33 protein-coding genes are annotated in these 21,203 nt (G+C 46.3%); 32 read left to right on the top strand and 1 reads right to left on the bottom strand.

All coding sequences use genetic code 11. The features are described from left to right. The 6 genes from H9L42_RS10275 to H9L42_RS10300 form a co-directional block, all read left to right on the top strand. A partial coding sequence (locus H9L42_RS10275; RefSeq protein ID WP_207734961.1) for a C39 family peptidase occupies positions 1 to 719 on the top strand: 719 nt, incomplete at its 5' end. Between the two features lie 295 nt (positions 720 to 1,014). Continuing rightward, the gene (locus H9L42_RS10280; protein ID WP_187303323.1) at positions 1,015 to 1,812 is read left to right on the top strand and encodes a M55 family metallopeptidase; all 798 of its coding nucleotides are present in this window, start codon (positions 1,015 to 1,017) and stop codon (positions 1,810 to 1,812) included. A gap of 113 nt (positions 1,813 to 1,925) precedes the next feature. Further along, complete coding sequence (locus H9L42_RS10285) at positions 1,926 to 2,669, top strand: TraX family protein (protein ID WP_187303324.1); 744 nt, start codon at positions 1,926 to 1,928, stop codon at positions 2,667 to 2,669. 60 nt (positions 2,670 to 2,729) lie between these two features. After that, on the top strand, positions 2,730 to 4,745 hold the full coding sequence (locus H9L42_RS10290) for a thioredoxin domain-containing protein (protein ID WP_187303325.1): 2,016 nt from the start codon (positions 2,730 to 2,732) through the stop codon (positions 4,743 to 4,745). A gap of 68 nt (positions 4,746 to 4,813) precedes the next feature. Next, on the top strand, positions 4,814 to 5,050 hold the full coding sequence (locus H9L42_RS10295; RefSeq protein ID WP_187303326.1) for a YdbC family protein: 237 nt from the start codon (positions 4,814 to 4,816) through the stop codon (positions 5,048 to 5,050). Positions 5,051 to 5,118: 68 nt separating this feature from the next. Continuing rightward, positions 5,119 to 5,265, top strand: coding sequence for a hypothetical protein (locus H9L42_RS10300; RefSeq protein WP_187303327.1), 147 nt, complete (start codon positions 5,119 to 5,121; stop codon positions 5,263 to 5,265). A gap of 40 nt (positions 5,266 to 5,305) precedes the next feature. Here H9L42_RS10300 and H9L42_RS10305 read toward each other — a convergent pair whose 3' ends face one another. Continuing rightward, positions 5,306 to 5,503 carry a DUF378 domain-containing protein gene (locus tag H9L42_RS10305; protein WP_243235752.1) on the bottom strand — a complete coding sequence of 66 codons (198 nt, stop codon included), beginning with the start codon at positions 5,501 to 5,503 and terminating at the stop codon, positions 5,306 to 5,308. 87 nt (positions 5,504 to 5,590) lie between these two features. Here H9L42_RS10305 and H9L42_RS10310 point away from each other — a divergent pair, with 87 nt between their 5' ends. The 26 genes from H9L42_RS10310 to secY all read left to right on the top strand — a co-directional run bounded on the left by H9L42_RS10310 (position 5,591) and on the right by secY (position 21,196). Then, on the top strand, positions 5,591 to 7,264 hold the full coding sequence (locus tag H9L42_RS10310; protein WP_187303329.1) for a nucleoside kinase: 1,674 nt from the start codon (positions 5,591 to 5,593) through the stop codon (positions 7,262 to 7,264). A 31-nt stretch (positions 7,265 to 7,295) separates the two neighbouring features. Then, positions 7,296 to 8,204: a carbohydrate kinase family protein gene (locus tag H9L42_RS10315; protein WP_187303330.1), complete on the top strand. Its 909-nt coding sequence runs from the start codon at positions 7,296 to 7,298 to the stop codon at positions 8,202 to 8,204. Between the two features lie 98 nt (positions 8,205 to 8,302). Then, positions 8,303 to 8,929, top strand: coding sequence for a lactate utilization protein (locus H9L42_RS10320; protein ID WP_187303331.1), 627 nt, complete (start codon positions 8,303 to 8,305; stop codon positions 8,927 to 8,929). A 95-nt stretch (positions 8,930 to 9,024) separates the two neighbouring features. After that, a complete protein-coding gene (locus H9L42_RS10325) occupies positions 9,025 to 9,558 on the top strand; it encodes a hypothetical protein (protein WP_187303332.1) in 534 nt (177 codons plus the stop codon). A gap of 792 nt (positions 9,559 to 10,350) precedes the next feature. Then, positions 10,351 to 10,662, top strand: a complete 312-nt coding sequence (rpsJ, locus tag H9L42_RS10330; RefSeq protein WP_160220281.1) for a 30S ribosomal protein S10 — start codon at positions 10,351 to 10,353, stop codon at positions 10,660 to 10,662. Between the two features lie 331 nt (positions 10,663 to 10,993). After that, positions 10,994 to 11,629 carry a 50S ribosomal protein L3 gene (gene rplC, locus H9L42_RS10335; protein ID WP_187303333.1) on the top strand — a complete coding sequence of 212 codons (636 nt, stop codon included), beginning with the start codon at positions 10,994 to 10,996 and terminating at the stop codon, positions 11,627 to 11,629. Positions 11,630 to 11,656: 27 nt separating this feature from the next. Further along, positions 11,657 to 12,280, top strand: coding sequence for a 50S ribosomal protein L4 (gene rplD / locus H9L42_RS10340; RefSeq protein WP_187303334.1), 624 nt, complete (start codon positions 11,657 to 11,659; stop codon positions 12,278 to 12,280). Next, positions 12,280 to 12,570 (top strand): 50S ribosomal protein L23, encoded by a 291-nt coding sequence (rplW, locus tag H9L42_RS10345; RefSeq protein ID WP_187303335.1) that lies wholly within the window; start codon positions 12,280 to 12,282, stop codon positions 12,568 to 12,570. The genes rplD and rplW overlap by 1 nt, the downstream gene beginning before the upstream one ends. Before the next feature lie 17 nt (positions 12,571 to 12,587). Next, positions 12,588 to 13,421, top strand: coding sequence for a 50S ribosomal protein L2 (gene rplB, locus H9L42_RS10350; protein ID WP_187303336.1), 834 nt, complete (start codon positions 12,588 to 12,590; stop codon positions 13,419 to 13,421). A gap of 18 nt (positions 13,422 to 13,439) precedes the next feature. Further along, on the top strand, positions 13,440 to 13,718 hold the full coding sequence (gene rpsS, locus H9L42_RS10355; RefSeq protein ID WP_187303337.1) for a 30S ribosomal protein S19: 279 nt from the start codon (positions 13,440 to 13,442) through the stop codon (positions 13,716 to 13,718). Between the two features lie 18 nt (positions 13,719 to 13,736). After that, positions 13,737 to 14,069, top strand: coding sequence for a 50S ribosomal protein L22 (gene rplV / locus H9L42_RS10360; RefSeq protein ID WP_187303338.1), 333 nt, complete (start codon positions 13,737 to 13,739; stop codon positions 14,067 to 14,069). Positions 14,070 to 14,087: 18 nt separating this feature from the next. After that, on the top strand, positions 14,088 to 14,978 hold the full coding sequence (gene rpsC, locus H9L42_RS10365; RefSeq protein ID WP_187303339.1) for a 30S ribosomal protein S3: 891 nt from the start codon (positions 14,088 to 14,090) through the stop codon (positions 14,976 to 14,978). A 23-nt stretch (positions 14,979 to 15,001) separates the two neighbouring features. Further along, on the top strand, positions 15,002 to 15,433 hold the full coding sequence (rplP, locus tag H9L42_RS10370; RefSeq protein ID WP_187303340.1) for a 50S ribosomal protein L16: 432 nt from the start codon (positions 15,002 to 15,004) through the stop codon (positions 15,431 to 15,433). Continuing rightward, positions 15,433 to 15,636, top strand: a complete 204-nt coding sequence (gene rpmC / locus H9L42_RS10375) for a 50S ribosomal protein L29 (RefSeq protein WP_187303341.1) — start codon at positions 15,433 to 15,435, stop codon at positions 15,634 to 15,636. The genes rplP and rpmC overlap by 1 nt, the downstream gene beginning before the upstream one ends. Positions 15,637 to 15,654: 18 nt before the next feature. After that, positions 15,655 to 15,915: a 30S ribosomal protein S17 gene (rpsQ, locus tag H9L42_RS10380; RefSeq protein ID WP_148396183.1), complete on the top strand. Its 261-nt coding sequence runs from the start codon at positions 15,655 to 15,657 to the stop codon at positions 15,913 to 15,915. A gap of 12 nt (positions 15,916 to 15,927) precedes the next feature. Continuing rightward, on the top strand, positions 15,928 to 16,296 hold the full coding sequence (gene rplN / locus H9L42_RS10385; RefSeq protein WP_187303342.1) for a 50S ribosomal protein L14: 369 nt from the start codon (positions 15,928 to 15,930) through the stop codon (positions 16,294 to 16,296). A gap of 11 nt (positions 16,297 to 16,307) precedes the next feature. After that, positions 16,308 to 16,613, top strand: a complete 306-nt coding sequence (rplX, locus tag H9L42_RS10390) for a 50S ribosomal protein L24 (RefSeq protein WP_187303343.1) — start codon at positions 16,308 to 16,310, stop codon at positions 16,611 to 16,613. 17 nt (positions 16,614 to 16,630) lie between these two features. Next, positions 16,631 to 17,173 (top strand): 50S ribosomal protein L5, encoded by a 543-nt coding sequence (gene rplE, locus H9L42_RS10395; RefSeq protein WP_187303344.1) that lies wholly within the window; start codon positions 16,631 to 16,633, stop codon positions 17,171 to 17,173. 12 nt (positions 17,174 to 17,185) lie between these two features. After that, on the top strand, positions 17,186 to 17,371 hold the full coding sequence (locus H9L42_RS10400; RefSeq protein ID WP_187303345.1) for a type Z 30S ribosomal protein S14: 186 nt from the start codon (positions 17,186 to 17,188) through the stop codon (positions 17,369 to 17,371). Between the two features lie 26 nt (positions 17,372 to 17,397). After that, positions 17,398 to 17,796: a 30S ribosomal protein S8 gene (rpsH, locus tag H9L42_RS10405; RefSeq protein WP_187303346.1), complete on the top strand. Its 399-nt coding sequence runs from the start codon at positions 17,398 to 17,400 to the stop codon at positions 17,794 to 17,796. Positions 17,797 to 17,806: 10 nt separating this feature from the next. After that, entirely contained in the window at positions 17,807 to 18,349 is a 543-nt protein-coding gene (gene rplF / locus H9L42_RS10410; protein WP_187303347.1) for a 50S ribosomal protein L6, read from the top strand. 18 nt (positions 18,350 to 18,367) lie between these two features. Continuing rightward, positions 18,368 to 18,733 (top strand): 50S ribosomal protein L18, encoded by a 366-nt coding sequence (gene rplR / locus H9L42_RS10415; protein WP_187303348.1) that lies wholly within the window; start codon positions 18,368 to 18,370, stop codon positions 18,731 to 18,733. Positions 18,734 to 18,748: 15 nt separating this feature from the next. Next, positions 18,749 to 19,252: a 30S ribosomal protein S5 gene (gene rpsE, locus H9L42_RS10420; protein ID WP_187303349.1), complete on the top strand. Its 504-nt coding sequence runs from the start codon at positions 18,749 to 18,751 to the stop codon at positions 19,250 to 19,252. A 13-nt stretch (positions 19,253 to 19,265) separates the two neighbouring features. Further along, positions 19,266 to 19,448, top strand: coding sequence for a 50S ribosomal protein L30 (gene rpmD, locus H9L42_RS10425; RefSeq protein WP_187303350.1), 183 nt, complete (start codon positions 19,266 to 19,268; stop codon positions 19,446 to 19,448). 20 nt (positions 19,449 to 19,468) lie between these two features. Further along, positions 19,469 to 19,912: a 50S ribosomal protein L15 gene (gene rplO / locus H9L42_RS10430; RefSeq protein ID WP_187303351.1), complete on the top strand. Its 444-nt coding sequence runs from the start codon at positions 19,469 to 19,471 to the stop codon at positions 19,910 to 19,912. A 6-nt stretch (positions 19,913 to 19,918) separates the two neighbouring features. Continuing rightward, positions 19,919 to 21,196, top strand: coding sequence for a preprotein translocase subunit SecY (secY, locus tag H9L42_RS10435; protein WP_187303423.1), 1,278 nt, complete (start codon positions 19,919 to 19,921; stop codon positions 21,194 to 21,196). Positions 21,197 to 21,203 lie beyond the last annotated feature (7 nt).

The following is a 21,203-nucleotide window of genomic DNA, read 5'->3' on the forward strand; positions in this document are numbered from 1 at the left end:
CGGATATTATCGTGAATAATAAAAAACATAAACATCGTACACCGAACAGCACTCGGGCATTTATGATTAAAAATGATTATGCCATCGCCGGAAACGGAACGGCGTGGGACGGAATTGATACCTGCTTGGAACGTTACGGATTTAAAGTAACACGTCACGACAACATGACCTCATTTTTTAAAGAAATGGAAAAGGGTAATCGCTATGCCATCATCCTGTTCCGCGCCGGCACACGAGGCGGTGTCACATGGACTTCCGGCGGGCATTATTTAGCGGCAACTGCGTACAAGAAAAAGAACGGCAAGCATTATCTGTACATGCGTGATCCTGGAGCCAGGAAAAATGATGGTTGGCACTGCTACGAAACGACCATGAGAGGGTTAATTAAAGTCTTGTGGACATGTTATCTAAAAAAAGAGAAAACATCTGCGAGGAAGCCAGTCAGCGCCTCATATAAGGTGGGAAGAGTTTACGAACTGCAATGCAATGTCAACGTGCGTACGGGAGCCGGAAAGAAATATCGGATTAAGAAGGTTCGGGAACTGACTGCAAGCGGAAAAAAACACGCAACAAAAACAAAGGCCAGCGCAAATGCCGTACTGAAGAGGGGGACAAAAGTCACAGTAAAGAAAATTAAGAAAAACGGCAGCTATATCTGGCTGAAAATTCCTTCCGGCTGGATCTGCGCCAAGACAAAATACAAGGTCAGAGTAAAGTAATAATCCGCCCCGGGAGACCGGGGCTTTTATTATTGCTATAAAAAACTACCTATTTATATAGGTGTAACGTGACTAAAAAGCGAAAGGCCTCATCCGCTCCAGGTGGAAAACCCGCTGAGGCGCAGCAAATTAGGCGTCTGGCGGGTTTTTCTTTTTTGATGTACGTTTGCGGGCGGTTAATTTTCCAAAAGCGGATTGACAAAGACAATAGCGGGTGCTAAATTGTAAAATATGGATAAAATTTTGCGGTCCGTTAAGCAGGACCCTTTATGGAAAGCGGCAGGAGGGAACGGATATGAAAATTTTTATCAGCGCGGACATTGAAGGCGTCGCAACGACAACCCTGTGGCCGGAAACGGAAAAAGGGAGCGAAGATTACAGACTGCACGCGCAGCAGATGACCATGGAAGTAATCGCTGCCTGTGAGGCTGCCAGTGAAGCCGGGGCTTCGGAAATTGTAGTGCGGGATGCCCACGAGGATGGGAACAATCTGGATATCTGGAAGCTTCCTGAAAACGTTACCCTGATTCGGGGCTGGTCCGGTCATCCGTACTCCATGGTATATGGAATTGATCCCAGCTTTGACGCGGCGATTTTTATCGGCTATCATTCTGCGGCATCCAGCGAAGGGAATCCTCTTTCTCATACAGAAAGCCTGAACCCTCTTTCCGTCAAACTGAACGGAGCCCTTGCCAGCGAATTTTTGCTTTACAGCTATGCGGCGGCGCTGGAAGGAGTGCCTTCTGTATTTCTTTCCGGAGACAAGAATTTGTGTGAAACCAGCAAAGGACTGCATCCGCGGCTGGTTACCTGTCCGGTAAAAGAAGGCTGCGGCGGAGCTACCGTTAATTACAATCCAAAAGCAGTTTTGAAATGGATCAAAGAGGGGGTAAAGACGGCGCTGAACCAGGACTTGCGATCTGCGCTGCCGAACCTGCCTCAGACATATGAGCTTGAAATCTGCTATAAAAAGACCTCTGACGCGGAAAAATTTTCATATTTTCCGGGAGTTCAAAAAAGAGACGATAATACGGTCGTATTTTCGTCCCGCGACTATTTCGAGGTGCTGCGGGTGATTTCTTTTTTATGCTGACCGATGGCCTAAAAGAGAAAAGAAGAACTTTTGTTAAGATTTTTATCGTGTAATTTTTAAGATTTGTTAAATAGAATAAAAAAAGAAAACTTTCGAAAGAGGGGGATGCGGATATGGAGAAAAAAGGGCTGACTTCATTTGCTCTGAAAATAATCGGATTTTGTGCTATGATACTGGGCAGTGTGCCGCTTGTCTTAGGAGGAGAGATTTTTCCTTATTACCGGATTTTCTTTCGGATTTCCGCGGTTTTATTTGCGTTTGTGCTGACGGAAGGATTTTATCATACGTCAAGCAGGATCAAGTATCTGGTACGCCTTCTTATTGCGGGAGTTGTCATGTATGCGGGGAATCACCTGGTAGCGTATCTGACAGGGAATAATCTGCCTTTGGAATACGGGATGTTTTTGACTCTGGCTGCCGGATTTGGCGCGATGTGGGTTTTTAACTGGGTTAGAGAAGACGGATATTCTCTTGAAAGCCGCATGATCGGTATTACAGCGGGAGCGGTGCTCAGTATTCTGGCAATGATGTTTGCCGAAAGTGGATTCTGTGTCATTCCTGTAGTTCTGATTGGATTTTTCTTCCATGGCAAAAAGCTGTGGATCTCATTGCTGTTGATTGCTATTTCCGCAGTACTTGCTTTTAACAGTATCGCCTACACTCCTTCCGGCGCCATTGACTGGAATCTATTTTTTACGGAAAATTGTGATTGGTCGATTATTGGTCTTCTGCCCTTTATTCTTTTCTATGGCGGACGATCCGGTCCCAACAGAGGCTTTGCGAAATGGTTCTTTTATGCCTGCTACCCATTGTGTGTCTGGACGTGCGCGGTAGTAGGAATGTATTTTACGAGATAGGCTGGGATGCATAACCTTTTCATGAAATGGAAACTCTATTTTCAGGAAAGGAGAAGTTAAATGAAAACACAGAATCGCAAAGCAGATTTCGCTGCTAACCAGCTGATTGATGAAAAGTCGCCCTATCTTCTTCAGCATGCTTACAATCCGGTGAAATGGCGTCCTTGGGAGGAGGAAGTTTTTTTGGAGGCACGTCGGAAGGACATTCCGGTTTTCCTCAGTATTGGTTATTCTACCTGCCACTGGTGCCATGTGATGGCGGAAGAATCCTTTGAAGATCCGGAAGTCGCGGAAATTCTCAATAGGAGCTTCCTGCCTGTGAAAGTGGATCGGGAAGAACGACCGGATATCGACGCGGTCTATATGGCCGCATGTCAGGCTCTTACAGGATCGGGAGGCTGGCCGCTGACGATCATTATGACGCCGGAGAAGGAGCCTTTCTTTGCGGGAACTTATTTTCCGAAAAAAGGGAACGGGCGGACTGCAGGATTGATAGAGATTCTTCTTTTTGTTGAAAAAAGCTGGAGGCAGGATCGCCGCAGGCTGCAGGCGGATAGTCAGACGGTTGTGGCGTTTCTCCAAGAAAACGGGGAGAAGGCCAGGGACAGCGCTTGGGATCAGGAAGAACTTCTTCACGCCGCGGCAGGATGGTTTTTTAAAAATTTTGATGAAACATGGGGCGGATTCGGGCCGGCGCCCAAATTTCCGTCCGCTCATAATCTGCTGTTTCTTATGGGACAAAAGGATCCGCTTTGTATGCAGATGGCGGAAAAGACGCTGGTTCAGATGTACCGAGGCGGAATTTTTGACCATATCGGAGGCGGGTTCTGTCGATACTCGACGGATGAACGATGGCTGGTTCCTCATTTTGAAAAAATGCTTTATGATAATGCATGGCTGCTTGCGGCGTATGCCCAGGCATATAGCCTGACGGGAAATCCGTTTTACCGACAGGTCGGAGAACAGATCTTTGAATATATCGAGCAGGAACTGACCGATCCGGAAGGCGGGTTCTGGTGCGGACAGGATGCGGACAGCAACGGAAGAGAGGGCCTTTTTTATTTGTTTTCACCGGGAGAAGTCTGTCAGGTGCTGGGAGAAACAGACGGCCTTCAGTTCTGCAGTCGGTTTGATATCACTGCGGGCGGAAATTTTGAAGGAAAAAGTATTCCTAATCTGATTGGAGCCGATGATTATGTGCGCCAGGAAAGAAAGGATGTTAGGGAGAGGCTGTCCGCTTACCGCAGGGAGAGGGCTTCTCTGGGCACGGATGATAAAATTCTGACCGGCTGGAATGGCCTGATGATTGCGGCTTTGGCAAGATCCGCGGTCATAATGGAGCGTCCCCGATTTCTGAAAGCCGCCCAAAGAGCCGAAGGTTTTTTATGGGAGCACATCCACATGGGAAACGGTCTGATTATGGCAAGATGGAGGCAGGGCGAAGCCAAGTATCCGGGGATACTGGATGACTATGCGTTTTTTATCTGGGGCCTGTTGGAATGCTATGGGGCCTGTTACGATGCTGAATATCTGGAAAAAGCGGAGCTTTTGGGAGAACGCATGCTGGAGCAGTTCTTCGACTGGGAAAAGGGCGGATGCTTTTTATATGGGCGGGACAGCGAGACGCTGCTTTTTCGGCCAAAAGAAATTCATGATGGAGCGATGCCTTCGGGAAATTCCGTGGCAGCGCTTGTAATGCGGCGACTGTCCTTTTTTACCGGAAAACAGAAATGGAGAGAGGCCTGGGAAAAGCAAAAGCAGTTCTTTTTGCAGAAAGCCTTTCATCCCGCAGGGCATGGATTCTTTTTACATGTACTGCAGGAGGAACGGCGGGGCCAGTTGATCGGCGTCGGGGAAGAATCGATCCGGGATGAAAAAATGTCGTCTCTGAATCTGGATATACTGATAAAAACGAGGGGCTGTCAAGAAAAAATAGAAAAGCTCGCACCCTTTCTGAAAGATTATCCAATTCCGGAAAAAGGAAATGATTTTTATTTCTGTCAAAATCACGTATGCAGCGAGGTCGTTCATTCTTTGGATGAAGTTCAAAAAATAGTTGACATTTTTTTACAATAAAGATATAATATGGTTGCAGGAAGAAAAGGGGCCTGCAATCATTTTGGGAAAGGAGAGATACATACGAGATGAGCGATTATGACAGGAATGAAATTGAATTTACAATCAAAGAGAAGATTGGCGTGATTAAGCCTTACCCGACCGGATGGAACAGGGAACTGAATTTGGTGTCGTGGAATGGAAACCCAGTCAAGTACGATATAAGGGATTGGGATCCGGAGCATGAACACATGTCCAGAGGTATTACGCTTCGCCCTGATGAAATGCGGAAAATTCTAAGACTTCTTGAAGACCGGGAGGTTTGAGTCCCGGCACAGAATCAGAGAGAATGCATATAGTGATAGAAAAAAGACTTTTCAGGAGGTATATCCATATGAGATGTTATGACAAAAAAGATGGAATGGATCCATCGCTGCTGTTTTTCTTTCTGATCCTTGTGATGATATTCTGCCGGCCGGGGATTGTCGGATGCGGAAATGATTGCTGCGAATCGACATGTGAGCCGGCGTGTGACTGCTAATTCTTTTTCATGTTAATTCCGTAAAAATTCCGTCTGAATGTCAGACGGAATTTTTTCCATTGCGGAAGAAAAATGAAATCGCATAAAGTCCGGCCAGACCGACAATGGCAAAGATAATTCGGCTGATGATCTGGAGATCTGGACCGAAAATACTGGAAACAAGGTCATATTGGAAAAAACCGATCAGGCCCCAGTTGATTGCGCCGATGATGATGAGCGCGAGAATTAAATTCCTCAAAGATATCACTCCTTTCAACAGGTATTTTGTCCATTCCCGCATAAAATATGATATACTGATCAGTAATGCTTTAAGGAGGCATGTGATTTGAATATAAAATTAAAAAAGGGACCGAAAGAGTCGGTTGTTGATCTGCAGTTGGATTCGCCGATTACGATTGAGACCCTTCTGAAACAGTATGAAAAAGAACTGCCATATACGATTCTGGCGGCAAAAGTGGATAATGAGGTTGAAGAACTGACGACTGTGCTTTCTGAGGACTGCTGTGTGGAATTTTTGGATATGAGGACACAGGCGGCAAATTTAATCTATCAGTACAGCCTTTGCCTGATTTATCTGAAAGCGATCTGGGATGTTTTGGGAAGAGATGTTCCGGTGGAAATACAGAACTCTCTCAATAAGGGGCTCTATACGGAAGTAAAAACTCCAAGAGCCATTACAGAACAACAGGTCTGCGCTGTGGAACGTAGAATGAAAGAACTGGTCCAACTGGATCTGCCGATTCAGAAGGAAAAAGTGCCGTGGGCAGAGGCTGTGGATTTTTTAAGAGAAAACGGATACGATGAAAAGTACCGCCTTCTGAAAAATCATCCGGAGATAGAAGCGGCAACGTTTTACAGCCTGGAGGGATATAAAAATTTCTTTTATGGGGATATGGTTCCCTCCACCGGATACATTCGCTATTTTGAATTGCGAAAATATAGAAGAGGTGTGATTCTCCGTTTCCCATATCCTTCTGATCCGAATCGGATTCCGGAATATGTAGATGAGAAAAAGCTGTGCGCGGCCTTTGGTGAAGCGAAAAAGTGGCACAGGCTTACGCATGTTTCCTATCTGGCGGATTTGAATGAGAAGGTGCGAGATGGAGCATATAAGGAACTGGTGCTTTTGTCGGAAGCGCTTCATGAAAAAAAAGTGGCGGCTATCGCCGATCAGATTGTGAAAGAACGGAAGCGTATCATTCTAATTGCAGGCCCATCTTCTTCCGGAAAAACCACATTTGCCAGAAGACTTTGTATTCAGCTGAAGGTCAATGGAGTGGACCCGTTGTATCTGGGTACGGATGACTACTTTGTAGAGAGGAAGGATACGCCTCTTGACGCGGACGGGCAGCCGAACTATGAAGATCTGGAAGCCCTCGACATCGATCTGTTCAATCGTAATATGAATGATCTTCTCAGCGGCAGGACGGTAGATCTTCCTACTTTCGACTTTATCAATGGAACTAAGGCGTTTGGGCGGAGGATTACGTCCATAAAACCATATCAGCCGATTCTGATCGAGGGGATCCATGCGCTGAACGGAAAGCTTACCCGATATATAAGGGACGAAGAAAAGTTTAAAATTTACATCAGCCCCTTTACGCAGCTCAATGTGGACAGTCACAACCGGGTTCCGACGACAGATGCCAGGATGCTCCGGAGAATGGTGCGGGACTATCTGTACCGTGGCCATACAGCGCAGATGACAATCGCCGCATGGCCGAAAGTGCGCAAAGGTGAGGACAAGAATATTTTCCCGTTTAATGGGGAAGCGGATGTGCTGTTTAATTCTGCGCTGGCGTATGAGCTGGCAATTTTGAAAAAACATGCGCAGCCCTTGCTGCAGGCCATCGAGCGCTCAGAACCTGAATACAGTGATGCCCAGAGGCTTCTCAGCTTTTTGAATTTTTTTGAGGTAATTGAAGATGAGTCAATCATTCCCAACAATTCGATCCTGCGGGAGTTCATTGGCGGCAGCATTTTTTCGGAATATCTGTAGATAAAAACAAGAAGACATAAAGGAGACGAAAATGAGTAAAATTACAGTAATCGGCGGAGCAAGACAGCAGATCACGGCAAATGCCCTTGATCAGATTATGGCAGAGCAGGAAAACGAGGGGGAAATTTTTGCGTCCTTCAGTGGCACAGGGCATAATATTGCGGAAAACCTTGGGCGTATAGGTGCTGATGTGGCTTTCGTAAGCGCTGCGGGAGATGATTTCAGCGGCAGAGCGCTGCGGCAGGAAATGGAGAAGGCGGGAGTCAATACGCGGTTTCTGCGCCTTGAGGAAGGGCAGCGTACAGCTGCGAGGATAGAAGTCCTCAATATTATTGGCGATCCGCAGATGATTATGAATGATGAAAAGATATACGGCTGTATTACGAAGGAAACTGTGGATGAAGCGGAGGAACTTTTGAACGCTTCCGAATTTGTGTGTGTGGATGGAAGTCTGAGTGAAGAGGTGCTGCGGCATCTGATTGAGACGATAAAAGTCCCGCTCTTTTTAGACCCTCATAGGGAAGAGGACGCGGAGAAAGTAAGAGATTTTATCGGCGCGTTTGATATGATAAAGCCCAACAGAGGAGAAGCCTCTGTACTCTGCGGAAAGGAAATCTTTAGTGAAGAGCAGCTGAAAGAAGCCGGGAAGTGGTTTGCGGATCAGGGTGTGAAGCGGATTTTTATCACGATGAGCGGAGGGGGAGTTTATTATAAGGAAGGCGACTCAGAAGGAATCCTGCGGCCGAATGAGATGCTTCCTATGCAGAATGAGCGAGGAGCGGGAGACGCGTTTTCCGCGGCAGTTCTGGATGGCGCGATTCGTGGTATGACCATAGAACAGTTAGCGGCATACGGGATGAAAGCTGCTGAGATTACACTTGAGTGCAAAGCCGCGGTAAATCCGGCTATGAGTCGGGAGAAAATGGACTCCGGCGAATAAACTTGAACAGTGTAGCGCTGGAAATTCAACTTTTATGTGGCGCGGACGCGTACGACTCGAATCGGGGAAGGTTGAAAAAGGAAAACAGGAGGTCGAAGATGGAACAGAATGTGAAAGAAGCGAACAAACGGAAAATCGAATTGCTTATAAGAAATTTGAAAAAACGGAATATGATAGGTTACTATTGTGAAACAGCGGAAGACGCGCGGAGACAGATCCGCGCTATGATTCGGGATGAGGATGTTGTTTCCTGGGGCGGATCCACGACGCTGGATCAGATTGGTATCAAAAAGGACCTTTCCAATGTGATCGACGCAATGGCCGCGCCTCCGGAACGGGCCTATGAAGAACGGCGCAGAACACTGACCGCCGATGTATATCTGACCAGCACCAATGCCATTACTATGGACGGAGAACTGGTCAATATTGACGGCGTGGGCAACCGGGTGGCAGCGATGTGCTTTGGCCCGAATAAAGTGATCGTAGTTGCGGGAGCGAATAAAATTGTGGAAAATGAAGAGGCTGCCATCGCGCGCATCAAAACCGATGCCTGCCCGCCGAACTGTATTCGTCTGGACAAGCAGACGCCTTGTGCGCTTACCGGAAAGTGCGGACAGTGTCTGACTCCGGGACAGACGATCTGTTCTTATACAGTGACAACGAGATTTAATTCCATTCCGGATCGGGTACATGTGATTTTAGTCAACGAAGTACTGGGGTACTAAAGCTGAAAAGGAACGAATAAAACGAAAGAGCCGCGGGTTTGTGCAGACTGCCCGCGGCTTTACTGTATAAGATGGGACAGGGATGAGAGAAAACTATGAGAAACGGAGATAATAAGAAAATCGTCGCAATTTCAAAGATTCAATTTAAGGGGAAAAGGCGAATTGATTGGCATGCTGTGGAAATTTATCTGAAAAAATACATTGGAACATGCTATGTTGTTGAAAGTAATAAAAATAGAATACATATCGGCAAGGATTTTCCTGATGAATATGCAAACTCTGAGTATACAGCAAGTTTAAAAGGAACCTTGGCAAAAGCAAAAGCAAATGCAGCACAAAATCTCCCACAGTTGATACAGATTGCGGAAAAAACACAGTATACTCCTAATTATAAAGAAAAACACAAATTAGATGCGAAGTATGGATGGTATCGATATAATACTAGATTTGCCTTGCCTGTGTATAATGAAAAGGGAAATATGGAACGAATGAATATTTTTTCTGCGCAGATGTTGATAAGGTACGCGGCAAATGGGAAATTATACTTGTATGATATAGTAAATATAAAAAAAGAAACGAGCACCCCGCCTCAGCAATCGCTATACGGTATAAAACCCATTTCTTATTAAATAATGTACAAAAAACAATTGCTTTTGTCAACAAGAAAATTAAACTTTTTAAGATGTACAGGCTGCCCGCGGCTTTGCTGTATAAGGCGGGAGCGGCGAATAGAAAGGCGACTTTCAATGCGCGAACAAATCACTAGATTTTTGTGAGGGAAGTCGTTGTGCGCGAACAAACGGATAGGGCAATAAAGAAAGAATGCGGATTTTAGCAAAATAGCTGCAATACTTTGTTGAAAATGCGATGAAATGCAATAAAACCGCAATTTTGTTTTTGGAATTCAGGATATGTTCGCGGTTAGCGCAAAGGGGTGCTTATACGGACTCGCAAGCTGGTGGATTCTGCCTGCTTGACAAACGGCAAAGCGGCTGAATCAGGGGAGAATTGGTGCTTGATTATTCAGAAAAGAAACACCAGGATACGTGTTAGAAGGGCGAGACCTGGAAGGCCTGAAAACACACACGTTTTACTTCAGAAAAAAGTCAAAAAAATACCAAAAAAATTCACCAAAACCCTTGCTTTTTTCGATAAAGTGGTATATACTACAAAAGCTTGTGTAAGGCGATGAAGTAGGAAGTTACCTGGCTATAGGATAATTTCTACGGAGAATTGTCCCCACCAGATGGGGGCGAAGGGATTCGCCGGCTTTTGTTTTGTGTAAAAAATAAAGAAACACACGGAGCCGTGTGCCTGCAAAACAAAACGTGCATAGGTACGGGAGCACGCTTGGAAAATCAGGCTTTAGAACCCCTTGTACGAGCATAGCGAAAACAGTACAGAAAAATCAGGAGGATAAGATGAGCGAATTACAGAAAATCAGAATCAAGTTAAAAGCTTATGATCATGCGCTGCTGGATCAGAGTGCGGCGAAAATTGTGGAAACTGCCAAGAAAACTGGCGCGGAAGTATCGGGACCGATTCCGCTTCCAACCGAAAAAGAGGTTGTTACCATTCTGAGAGCGGTACACAAGTACAAAGATTCCAGAGAGCAGTTCGAACAGAGAACTCACAAGAGACTGATCGACATCACCAGCGCGACAGCCAAGACGACAGACGCGCTGACAAAGCTGGATTTGCCGGCAGGCGTAGACATCGAAATCAAACTGTAAATTCGGAGAGAAGTGAACTCCCCGCAAGCAGAAAATGGCGAAAGCCAGAAAAAATGACAAGGGAACTCCCCTTAGTAAGATTGCATGAGAGGGATAGCTAAGGAAAAGGTCTTTGCGGCGCAGTAAAACGCAGCCAAAACAAGTTTTGGGCGTTTCTTGCGGGAGACCTTCCATCAATTTGCTCCGCAAATTGGGATAGGGCTTCCAGCAGTTGATTCCAGCCAAAAACAAGTTTTGGGGAATCGTTGCAGGAGGCTTGCGCGCTATATCGAAGATATAGGCAAGGCTTCCAAACCAGAGCAATCCGCTGTAAGAATGTAGGAGGAAAAATATGAAAACAATTTTAGGGAAAAAACTTGGAATGACTCAGATCTTTACGGACGCGGGCGAAGTAGTGCCTGTAACGGTGATCGAGGCGGGTCCGGAAACAGTGACTCAGATTAAGACGGTTGAAACAGACGGCTACAACGCGGTTCAGGTGGGCTTTGAAGATACAAAGCCGCACAGAGTGAACAAGCCGATGACCGGACATTTCGCGAAGAACGATATTCCGGTGAAAAAACACCTGGCAGAGTTCAGAGTGGAAGACGGCGAAACCTATGAAATCGGACAGACCATTACTGTCGCTGATTTTGAAGAAGGCATGAAGCTGGACATAACCGGAACCTCCAAGGGAAAAGGAACTCAGGGTGAAATCAAACGGCACGGCCACAGAAGAGGCCCGATGACCCACGGTTCCAAGCATAAGAGACTGCCTGGCGGTAAGGCGGGCGCATCCTATCCGGGAAGAGTTTTCAAAGGAAACAAAGAGTCCGGAAGAATGGGACGCGATACCGTAACCGTACAGAACGTCATTTTAGTAAAAGTTATTGAAGACAGAAACCTGATGCTGATTAAAGGTGCTGTACCGGGTAACAAAGGCGGCCTGGTTCGCATTCAGAGCGCAGTAAAAGGTCAGGACAAATAAGAAGACTTCAGGAAGGGAGGAAGTAAAATGGCAAAAGTAACGATGCTTAACATGACTGGAGCAGAAGCCGGAACCATCGAACTGAACGATGAAATCTTCGGAATCGAGCCTAACCAGAATGCGGTGCACGAAGTAGTGAAAAACTACCTGGCAAACCAGAGACAGGGCACACAGTCAGCGAAAACAAGAGCGGAAGTAAGAGGCGGCGGCAGAAAGCCTTTCCGTCAGAAAGGAACCGGACGCCACAGACAGGGTAGCTCCACAGACCCGTCCCAGGTAGGCGGCGGAATCGTATTCGCGCCAAAGCCCAGAGATTACAGATATAAAGTCTCCAAGAAAGTAAAGAGACTGGCGATGAAATCCGTACTCTCCTCAAAGGTGGAGGAAAAAGAAATTATTGTTCTGGACGAGCTGAAATTTGACGCTCCAAAGACAAAGGAAATGGTAAAAGTTCTGGAAAACGTAAAAGCGCAGAAAAAGGCGCTCATCGTAATGGCGGAAAAGGATGAAAACGTAATCCGTTCCGCGGCGAACATTCCGGGAGTGAGAACCGCGCTGGTAACAACCATGAACGTTTACGAAATCCTCAACCACACAAACTTCATTGTTACAAAAGACGCGATTAACAAGATCGAGGAGGTGTACGCATAATGAAAACGGCTTACGATGTCATTTTAAAGCCTGTCATCTCCGAAAAAAGTATGGAAGATGCGCAGAATAAAAAATACACATTCAAAGTTGCGGTTGACGCCAATAAAACGGAAGTGAAACACGCCGTAGAGGAAATCTTTGAAGTGGAAGTTAAAAAAGTCAACATTATGAACGTTAAAGGAAAGAAAAAGAGAATGGGAAGAACCGTAGGAATGACTGCCGCCAGCAAGAAGGCAATCGTTACTCTGACCGAAAAGAGTAAGGAAATCGAATTCTTCCAGAGCTTATAAGATAGGAGGCAGTAGAAATGGCAATTAGAAAATACAATCCGACTACGCCTGGTTTAAGAGGAATGACGGTTTCGACATTTGAAGAAATCACATCCACGACTCCGGAAAAATCCCTGACTGTAACGCTGAAAAAGCATGCGGGAAGAAACTCCAGAGGAAAGATTACCGTAAGACACAGAGGCGGCGGATACAGACCGAAATACAGAATCATCGATTTCAAGAGAAACAAAGACGGGATTCCGGGAACGGTTAAGACCATCGAATACGATCCCAACAGAAGCGCCAACATCGCGCTGATCAGCTATGCCGACGGTGAGAAGAGATACATCATCGCTCCGGAAAAACTGATGGTAGGCGATGTAATCGTATCCGGACCGGAAGCGGATATCAAAGTTGGAAACGCTCTTCCGCTGGCAAACATTCCGGTCGGTACCATTATCCACAACATTGAAATGAAGCCGGGCAAGGGCGGACAGATGGTAAGATCCGCGGGAAACGGCGCTCAGCTCATGGCGAAAGAAGGAAAAGAGGCTCAGGTGAGACTGCCTTCCGGGGAAGTAAGAAAAATCAGACTGGAATGCAGAGCGACCATCGGTGAAGTCGGCAACGCGGACCATGCGAATATCCAGATCGGAAAAGCGGGAAGAAAAAGACACATGGGAATCCGTCCGACGGTAAGAGGTTCCGTAATGAACCCCAATGACCATCCTCACGGCGGTGGTGAAGGTAAGGCCGGAATCGGACGTGTCAGCCCGGTTACACCCTGGGGCAAGCCTGCTCTCGGATATAAGACAAGAAAGAAGAACAAGGCTTCTGACAAGTATATCGTTAAGAGAAGAAATGAGAAATAAAGGAAGGAGCATAGATTAATGGGTAGATCACTGAAAAAGGGCCCTTTCGTCGAAAAAAAGCTGCTGAAAGCAATTGATGACATGAACGCAGCCAACGAAAAGAAAGTTGTCAAAACATGGTCGCGGGCCTCTACAATATTCCCTCAGATGGTGGGACATACAATCGCAGTGCATGATGGAAGAAAGCACGTACCGGTATATATCACAGAAGATATGGTAGGTCACAGACTTGGAGAATTTGCTCCGACCAGAACTTACAGAGGTCACGCTGCAGATAAATCATCAAAAGTAAAGTAAGAAAGGAGAACATGAAAAATGGAAGCAAAAGCAGTTGCAAAATATGTAAGAATGTCTCCGATCAAGCTTAAGCCTGTTGCAGATCTTGTAAGAGGAAAAGATGTGGCTGAGGCGCTTACTATTTTAAAATTTACACCTGGCAAAGGTGCGGAAATCGTAGAAAAGGTTGTTCAGTCCGCTCTGGCAAACGCTGACGTAAAGGAAATGGACACTGATAACTTATATGTAGCTGAAGTGTACGCCAACCAGGGACCGACCATGAAGAGATGGAGAGCCGGTTCTCAGGGAAGAGCTTCAATCATTTTGAAAAGAAGCAGCCATGTAGGCGTTACACTGAAGGAAAAGAATTAAGGATAGGAGGTTCATTTAATGGGTCAGAAAGTAAGTCCACACGGATTAAGAGTGGGCATCATCAAGGACTGGGATTCCAAATGGTATGCAGATAAAGGAAACTTTGCGGACTATCTGATTGAAGATAACAAAGTAAGAGAATTTGTAAAGAAAAAACTGTATGTTGCGGGCGTTTCCAAAATCGTTCTGGAACGTCAGGCGGACAACAAGCTGAAAGTCATCATTCTGACTGCGAAACCCGGAATGGTAATCGGCAGATCCGGAAACGGCATCGACGAGCTGAAGGGCGAGCTGGAAAAGATGACGAAAAAGAAGATTACGATTGAAATCAAAGAAGTGAGAAGATCCGAACTGGACGCGCAGCTTACAGCGGAGAGCATCGCGCAGGCACTGGAAAGAAGAATTTCTTTCAGAAGAGCCATGAAACAGGCTATCGGCAGAACCATGAAAGCCGGAGCTAAGGGCGTGAAAGTCCTCGTTTCCGGAAGACTGGGCGGCGCGGAAATCGCCAGATCGGAAAAATACAGCGAAGGCAATGTTCCTCTTCACACACTGAGAGCGGACATCGACTACGGATTCGCCGAAGCAGATACGACCTATGGAAAGATCGGCGTAAAGGTATGGATCAACCATGGTGAAATCCTGGATAAGGGATTAAAGAGTTCGGTTCCGGAGGAAGCAGGCGGCAGAAGAGACGGCAAGAGAAGAAGAGACGGCGACAGAAGAACGAGAAGAGACGGCGACAGAAGAAGAAACGACAGGAGACGTATGGACAACAAGCCGGAAATTCCAAAGGCTGTAAACCAGAGAATCCGGAAGAAGCCGGAACCTGCTCCCGTAGAAGCGGCAGAACCGCAGGCTAACGAAGCACAGAACACCGAAGCTGTTGAAACGGCTGCGGAAGAATAGACAATAGAGAGGAGGAAACGCTGATGTTAATGCCAAAGCGCGTTAAACGCAGAAGAGTCCACAGAGGCAGAATGAAAGGCACAGCTACCAAAGGAAATAAAGTAACTTACGGTGATTACGGCCTGGTAGCTACAGAATGCGGCTGGATTACTTCAAACCAGATCGAGGCGGCCAGAATCGCCATGACGAGATCCGTAAAAAGAGGTGGTAAGGTTTATATCAAAATCTTCCCCCACAAGCCGGTAACAAAGAAGCCTGCCGAAGTACGTATGGGTTCCGGTAAAGGTGCTCCGGAGTACTGGGTAGCGGTAGTAAAACCGGGCAGAGTAATGTTCGAAATCGAAGGTGTAACAGAAGCTCAGGCAAGAGAGGCGATGCGTCTTGCGTCTCACAAACTGCCTGTTAAATGTAAATTTGCCATCAAGGAAATGGAAGCAAAGGGTGGTGAAGCATAATGGAACTGAAAAAGATGAGAGAAATGTCGGAAGTAGAGCTCAACGCGGAACTGGTAAAAATGAAGAAGGACCTGTTCAACCTGAGATTCCAGCACGTAACCGGACAGCTTGAAAACCCGATTAAAATGAGAGATACAAAGAGAGACATCGCGAGGGTTAAGACCATTATCAGAGAAAAGCAGCTTGAAAAGGCTCGCGGCTAACAGAAAGGAGGATGTAATATGACAGTTGAAAGAAACCTGAGAAAGACAAGAGTTGGCGTTGTTGTCAGCGACAAGATGGATAAGACTGTTGTCGTTGCGCTGGAAGACTTCGTAAGACATTCCCTTTATGGAAAAGCTGTAAAGAGAACGAAAAAAGTAAAAGCGCACGATGAAAACAACGAATGTAACATTGGTGATAAAGTTAGAATTATGGAGACAAGACCTCTCTCAAAAGACAAGAGATGGAGACTTGTGAATATTGTAGAGAAGGTTAAATAAGGAGGCGCCAGAATGATTCAGACAGAAACAAGACTGAAAGTCGCTGACAACTCCGGTGCGAAAGAACTTCTGTGTATTCGTATTCTGGGCGGTACCAGCCGTCAGTATGCGAACATCGGAGATGTAATCGTTTGCGCAGTAAAAGACGCAACACCGGGCGGCGTTGTAAAAAAAGGCGACGTTGTGAAAGCGGTTGTGGTAAGAACGAAAAAAGGTGCCAGAAGAGTCGACGGCAGCTATGTAAAATTCGACCAGAACGCAGCTGTAATTTTAAAAGAGGATATGACACCGGTCGGGACCCGTATCTTTGGGCCAGTAGCCAGAGAGCTCAGAGAAAAAAGCTTCATGAAAATTGTGTCCCTGGCGCCGGAAGTATTATAGGAGGCGATCGGATGCGGATTAAAAAAGACGATACAGTAATTGTAATTACTGGAAAAGATAAAGGCAAGACGGGCAAAGTGATTAAAGCAATGCCGAAAGAAGGCAGAGTCATCGTAGAAGGCATCAACATGCAGACAAAGCATCAGAAGCAGACCCCGAAAGAGCCTGCGGAGATCAAGCATCAGGAGGGACCGCTGGATATTTCCAACGTTATGTACTACGATACAAAGACAAAGACTGCAAGCAAGATTGGTTATAAGATCGAAAACGGCAAAAAAGTCAGAGTTATGAAGAAAACCGGAACGGTAATCGACTAAGAAAGGAGGAGACGATTTTGACAGCAAGATTAAAGGAAACTTATGACAATACTGTGTTCAAAGCGCTGATGGAAAAATTCTCCTACAAGAATACAATGGAAGTTCCAAAGCTGGAAAAGGTAACCATTAACATGGGACTGGGCGAAGCGAAAGACAATGCCAAAATTATGGAAAGCGCAGTAGAAGAGCTTGCGCTTATCACGGGACAGAAACCGGTTGTGACAAAGGCAAAGAAGTCAATCGCTAACTTTAAAGTAAGACAGGGTATGCCGGTTGGAGCAAAAGTTACTTTAAGAGGCGAGAACATGTACACCTTTGTTGATAAATTTATCAATATCGCTCTTCCGAGAGTAAGAGACTTCAAAGGTGTCAGCAAGAATTCCTTTGACGGAAGAGGCAATTACTCCCTGGGGATCAAGGAGCAGTTGATCTTCCCGGAAATCAATTATGACAAGGTTGACATGATTAAGGGCATGAACATTGTATTCACCACAACGGCTAAAACAGACGAAGAAGCGGCTGCGCTGCTGGAACTTCTCGGAATGCCGTTTGAGAAATAATAGGAGGGAACTATGGCAAAGACATCTCTCAAAGTAAAACAGCAGAGAAAACCGAAGTATTCGACACGGGCATATACCAGATGCAGGATTTGCGGAAGACCGCACTCCGTACTGAAAAAGTATGGAATATGCCGTATCTGTTTTAGAGAGCTTGCTTACAAGGGAGAAATCCCGGGCGTAAAAAAAGCAAGCTGGTAAAACGTCAGGAAAGGAGAAATACTGTAATGACAATGACAGATCCAATAGCAGATATGCTGACAAGAATCAGAAATGCCAATACTGTAGGTCATGACACAGTTGATATTCCGGCGTCGAGGATGAAAAAATCCATCGCGGGGATTTTAACGGAAGAAGGCTACATTAAGGGATTTGATGTTATAGACGACAATAAGCAGGGAACCATTCGCGTGCAGATGAAATACGGCCCTGACAAAGAAAGAGTTATCACTGGAATCAAAAAGATTTCGAAGCCGGGCCTGAAAGTTTACGCAAAGGCGAATGAGGTTCCGAGAGTTCTGGGCGGACTGGGAATCGCGATTATTTCCACTTCCAACGGTGTAATCAGCGATAAGGAAGCCAGAAAACTGGGCGTTGGCGGCGAAGTAGTTTGTTATGTTTGGTAGGAGGTAAACAATGTCGAGAATCGGTATCAAACCTGTTAATCTTCCTGCTGGCGTTGAGGTCAAAGTAGATGACAAGAATGCAGTGACCGTAAAGGGACCAAAAGGCGAACTTACCGAGCAGGTCAGCAAGTTATTAACAGTAGAAGTAAAAGATAACACTGTAACAGTTTCCAGACAGTCTGATGCGAAAGCCCACAGAGAACAGCACGGTCTGGCAAGAAGTCTGATCCAGAACATGGTGACAGGCGTAACCGAAGGCTATGAAAAGAAACTGGAGCTGGTTGGTGTAGGATACAAAGCGGAAAAGAAGGGTAAAAAGTTGGTTTTAAGCCTGGGATATTCCCATCCGGTAGAGCTGGAAGATCCGGAAGGCATTACAACAGAAGCTCCTTCCGCGACAGAAGTCCTTGTAAAGGGAATTGACAAAGCAGTTGTCGGAAATTACGCTGCGAACATTCGCGCGTGGAGAAAACCGGAGCCGTATAAGGGCAAGGGTATCCGCTACGCAGGTGAATATATCCGCAGAAAAGAAGGTAAAACCGGAGCGAAATAAGGAAAGGAGTGAAGTAAGATGGCAAACAAAAGCAGAAACGACAGACGTCTGGCACGTCATAAGAGAGTCAGAAAAGACCTTCATGGAACTCCTGAAAGACCGAGGCTCTGCGTTTTCAGAAGCAATAAGAACATTTCGGTTCAGATTATCGACGACGTAAATGGAGTGACCCTGGCGTCCGCCTCCACACTGGATAAAGAACTGAAAGGCCAGATCGAGTACGGCGGAAACAAAGAAGCCGCGAAGAAGGTCGGAGAAGCGATCGCCAAACGCGCGCTGGAGAAGGGAATTGAAACGGTCGCTTTTGACAGAGGCGGATTCCTCTATCACGGACGCGTGAAAGAACTTGCGGACGGAGCCCGCGAAGCTGGATTGAAATTCTAACAGGAGGTAAAAGGAATGCGTAATACAATTGATGCTTCCAAACTGGACTTAAACGAAACGATCGTCAGCATCAGACGCGTAGCGAAGACAGTTAAAGGTGGTAGAAATATGAGATTCAGCGTAACCGTAGTAGTAGGTGACGGAGAAGGTCACGTGGGCGTTGGTCTCGGCAAGGCTCAGGAAATTCCTGAAGCGGTAAGAAAAGCAACAGAAGATGCAAAGAAAAAATTAATCAAGGTTCCGACAGTAGGAACAACAATTCCTCACAGAATTCTGGGCGTATTCGGAGCGGGAAGAGTTCTCCTGATGCCGGCTGCGGAAGGTACCGGAGTTATCGCGGGGTCTTCCGTACGTACCGTGCTGGAAGCCGCGGGCGTAAAGGATATCCGCGCCAAATCCATCGGCTCCAACAATACCGGAAATATGGCTTACGCCACAATTGAAGGGCTCAAGAGCCTGATGACTGTGGAAAAGGTCGCTCGTCTGAGAGGAAAGACAGAAGACGAAATCTTAGGATAAGGAGGAAGAGACAATGGCGAAAATGATTAAAGTTACTTTAACAAAAAGTGTTATTGGCGCTTCCCCAAAGCAGAGAAAAGTTGTAGAAGCGTTAGGGCTGAAGAAGATGCACCAGTCAGTAGAGCTGATTGACTCGCCGGTAACCTGGGGAGCGGTAAATAAGGTAAAGCATCTTTTGACTGTAGAAGAGCTATAGGATTGGAGGTGCGAGCATAAATGAAACTGCATGAATTAAGAGCGGTTCCGGGTGCGAAAAAGGCACCCAAGAGAAAGGGCCGCGGTACCGCTACCGGTCAGGGTAAAACTGCCGGAAGAGGTATGAATGGACAGAACTCCAGAAGCGGCGGCGGAACAAGACCGGGATTTGAAGGCGGACAGATGCCTCTTTACAGAAGAATCCCGAAAAGAGGTTTTACAAATATCTGGAGAACCGAATATTCCATTCTGAATGTTGACGATCTGAACCGTTTTGAGGCAGGCACGGTAGTAACGCCGGAGCTGCTGCAAGAGAGCGGACTCGTAAAACAGATGAAAAATGGTGGAATTAAAATTCTCGGCAACGGGGAACTGGAAAAGAACATCACAATCCAGGCGCATAAGTTCAGTAAATCTGCGATTGAAAAAATTGAATCTGCCGGAGGAAAGGCAGAGGTGATTTAAATGGAGATGTTCAAAACAATCACCAAAGCGTGGAAAATCATTGATATCCGGAAGAAGATTATCTTTACACTTCTGATGCTGGTGATTTTCCGCATTGGCTCAAATATTCCGGTTCCTGGCATTGACAGAACGTATCTCGACCAGGTGATGAATACTGAGGGTGGATTGTTTGCGCTCTTTGACTTGTTTTCAGGCGGGTCGTTCAGCAACTTTACAATTTTCGCGCTGAGCATTACCCCGTATATTACAGCGTCCATTATCCTGCAGCTTTTGACCATCGCGATTCCCAGACTGGAGCGCCTGGCAAAGGAAGGCACGGAAGGACAAAAAAAGATCGCGCAGTATACGCGCTATCTGACCGTAGTACTGGCGTTGGTTCAGGCCATCGGCATGTCGGTGGGTATGTTCCGCCAGGCTCTGATCAGCACCGATATTTTCTCGGTAGCCGTAATCGTTTTAGTCCTGTCCGCGGGAACCTCGTTCCTCATGTGGCTGGGTGAAAAGATCAACGAAAGCGGAATCGGCAACGGAATTTCTCTGATTATTTTCGGAGGAATCATTGCCAGACTGCCGAGCGGAATCCATGAAATATGGCTCAGATACACAGACGGCACAATGAGTCTGATTTCACTGGTGCTGTTCGCGATCTTCGCGATTATCGTGATTATCGGAATCATCGAAGTCCAGCAGGGACAGAGAAGAATTCCGGTACAGTACGCAAAGCGGGTAGTAGGAAGGAAAATGTATGGAGGTCAGTCGACCCACATACCGCTGAAAGTAAATCAGGCAGGGGTTATTCCGGTAATCTTCGCCATGTCCTTTCTGCAGTTTCCGCTGACGATTACGTATTTCATGTCGTCTGACAGCTCGGCATCCCAGTGGATTACCAAATGGCTTTCTCCGCAGGGCTCTCCGGGCGTCTGGGTATACGCTGTGTTTAACGTAATACTGATTATGTTTTTCACATACTTCTATACAGCGGTTACATTTAATCCGACGGAAGTTGCCCAGAATATGAAGGCAAACGGCGGGTTTATCCCAGGCATTCGGCCGGGTAAGCCGACCGTTGAATATTTAAACAAAGTAATGACAAGAATTACGTTTGTAGGGGCTGTTTTCCTGGCGGCGGTAGCGGTGCTGCCGACCATAGTCAGCCAGTATACAGGACTGAACCTTCATTTTGGAGGAACATCGCTGCTGATTGCGGTCGGTGTTGCCCTGGATACAATGAAACAGCTTGAAAACCAGATGGTTATGAGAAACTATCAGGGATTCCTTAAGTAGGGAGGTA

Origin of the sequence: Zhenpiania hominis, from assembly GCF_014333425.1 — a bacterium.
GTDB lineage: Bacteria > Bacillota > Clostridia > Peptostreptococcales > Anaerovoracaceae > Hominibacterium > Hominibacterium hominis.

What these genes read in the sequence shown, in the direction of transcription:
- H9L42_RS10295 (WP_187303326.1), top strand. Translation starts at nt 4,814, where the DNA reads ATGAGCGATTATGACAGGAATGAAATTGAATTTACAATCAAAGAGAAG.
- rplO (WP_187303351.1), top strand. Translation starts at nt 19,469, where the DNA reads ATGAAACTGCATGAATTAAGAGCGGTTCCGGGTGCGAAAAAGGCACCC.
- rplN (WP_187303342.1), top strand. Translation starts at nt 15,928, where the DNA reads ATGATTCAGACAGAAACAAGACTGAAAGTCGCTGACAACTCCGGTGCG.
- H9L42_RS10400 (WP_187303345.1), top strand. Translation starts at nt 17,186, where the DNA reads ATGGCAAAGACATCTCTCAAAGTAAAACAGCAGAGAAAACCGAAGTAT.
- rplC (WP_187303333.1), top strand. Translation starts at nt 10,994, where the DNA reads ATGAAAACAATTTTAGGGAAAAAACTTGGAATGACTCAGATCTTTACG.
- rpsQ (WP_148396183.1), top strand. Translation starts at nt 15,655, where the DNA reads ATGACAGTTGAAAGAAACCTGAGAAAGACAAGAGTTGGCGTTGTTGTC.
- H9L42_RS10300 (WP_187303327.1), top strand. Translation starts at nt 5,119, where the DNA reads ATGAGATGTTATGACAAAAAAGATGGAATGGATCCATCGCTGCTGTTT.
- rpsS (WP_187303337.1), top strand. Translation starts at nt 13,440, where the DNA reads ATGGGTAGATCACTGAAAAAGGGCCCTTTCGTCGAAAAAAAGCTGCTG.
- rpsH (WP_187303346.1), top strand. Translation starts at nt 17,398, where the DNA reads ATGACAATGACAGATCCAATAGCAGATATGCTGACAAGAATCAGAAAT.
- rpsC (WP_187303339.1), top strand. Translation starts at nt 14,088, where the DNA reads ATGGGTCAGAAAGTAAGTCCACACGGATTAAGAGTGGGCATCATCAAG.
- H9L42_RS10315 (WP_187303330.1), top strand. Translation starts at nt 7,296, where the DNA reads ATGAGTAAAATTACAGTAATCGGCGGAGCAAGACAGCAGATCACGGCA.
- H9L42_RS10290 (WP_187303325.1), top strand. Translation starts at nt 2,730, where the DNA reads ATGAAAACACAGAATCGCAAAGCAGATTTCGCTGCTAACCAGCTGATT.
- rpsE (WP_187303349.1), top strand. Translation starts at nt 18,749, where the DNA reads ATGCGTAATACAATTGATGCTTCCAAACTGGACTTAAACGAAACGATC.
- rpmC (WP_187303341.1), top strand. Translation starts at nt 15,433, where the DNA reads ATGGAACTGAAAAAGATGAGAGAAATGTCGGAAGTAGAGCTCAACGCG.
- rplR (WP_187303348.1), top strand. Translation starts at nt 18,368, where the DNA reads ATGGCAAACAAAAGCAGAAACGACAGACGTCTGGCACGTCATAAGAGA.
- rplB (WP_187303336.1), top strand. Translation starts at nt 12,588, where the DNA reads ATGGCAATTAGAAAATACAATCCGACTACGCCTGGTTTAAGAGGAATG.
- rpsJ (WP_160220281.1), top strand. Translation starts at nt 10,351, where the DNA reads ATGAGCGAATTACAGAAAATCAGAATCAAGTTAAAAGCTTATGATCAT.
- H9L42_RS10280 (WP_187303323.1), top strand. Translation starts at nt 1,015, where the DNA reads ATGAAAATTTTTATCAGCGCGGACATTGAAGGCGTCGCAACGACAACC.
- rplD (WP_187303334.1), top strand. Translation starts at nt 11,657, where the DNA reads ATGGCAAAAGTAACGATGCTTAACATGACTGGAGCAGAAGCCGGAACC.
- rplF (WP_187303347.1), top strand. Translation starts at nt 17,807, where the DNA reads ATGTCGAGAATCGGTATCAAACCTGTTAATCTTCCTGCTGGCGTTGAG.
- H9L42_RS10325 (WP_187303332.1), top strand. Translation starts at nt 9,025, where the DNA reads ATGAGAAACGGAGATAATAAGAAAATCGTCGCAATTTCAAAGATTCAA.
- rplW (WP_187303335.1), top strand. Translation starts at nt 12,280, where the DNA reads ATGAAAACGGCTTACGATGTCATTTTAAAGCCTGTCATCTCCGAAAAA.
- rplV (WP_187303338.1), top strand. Translation starts at nt 13,737, where the DNA reads ATGGAAGCAAAAGCAGTTGCAAAATATGTAAGAATGTCTCCGATCAAG.
- H9L42_RS10285 (WP_187303324.1), top strand. Translation starts at nt 1,926, where the DNA reads ATGGAGAAAAAAGGGCTGACTTCATTTGCTCTGAAAATAATCGGATTT.
- rpmD (WP_187303350.1), top strand. Translation starts at nt 19,266, where the DNA reads ATGGCGAAAATGATTAAAGTTACTTTAACAAAAAGTGTTATTGGCGCT.
- rplP (WP_187303340.1), top strand. Translation starts at nt 15,002, where the DNA reads ATGTTAATGCCAAAGCGCGTTAAACGCAGAAGAGTCCACAGAGGCAGA.
- secY (WP_187303423.1), top strand. Translation starts at nt 19,919, where the DNA reads ATGTTCAAAACAATCACCAAAGCGTGGAAAATCATTGATATCCGGAAG.
- H9L42_RS10320 (WP_187303331.1), top strand. Translation starts at nt 8,303, where the DNA reads ATGGAACAGAATGTGAAAGAAGCGAACAAACGGAAAATCGAATTGCTT.
- rplX (WP_187303343.1), top strand. Translation starts at nt 16,308, where the DNA reads ATGCGGATTAAAAAAGACGATACAGTAATTGTAATTACTGGAAAAGAT.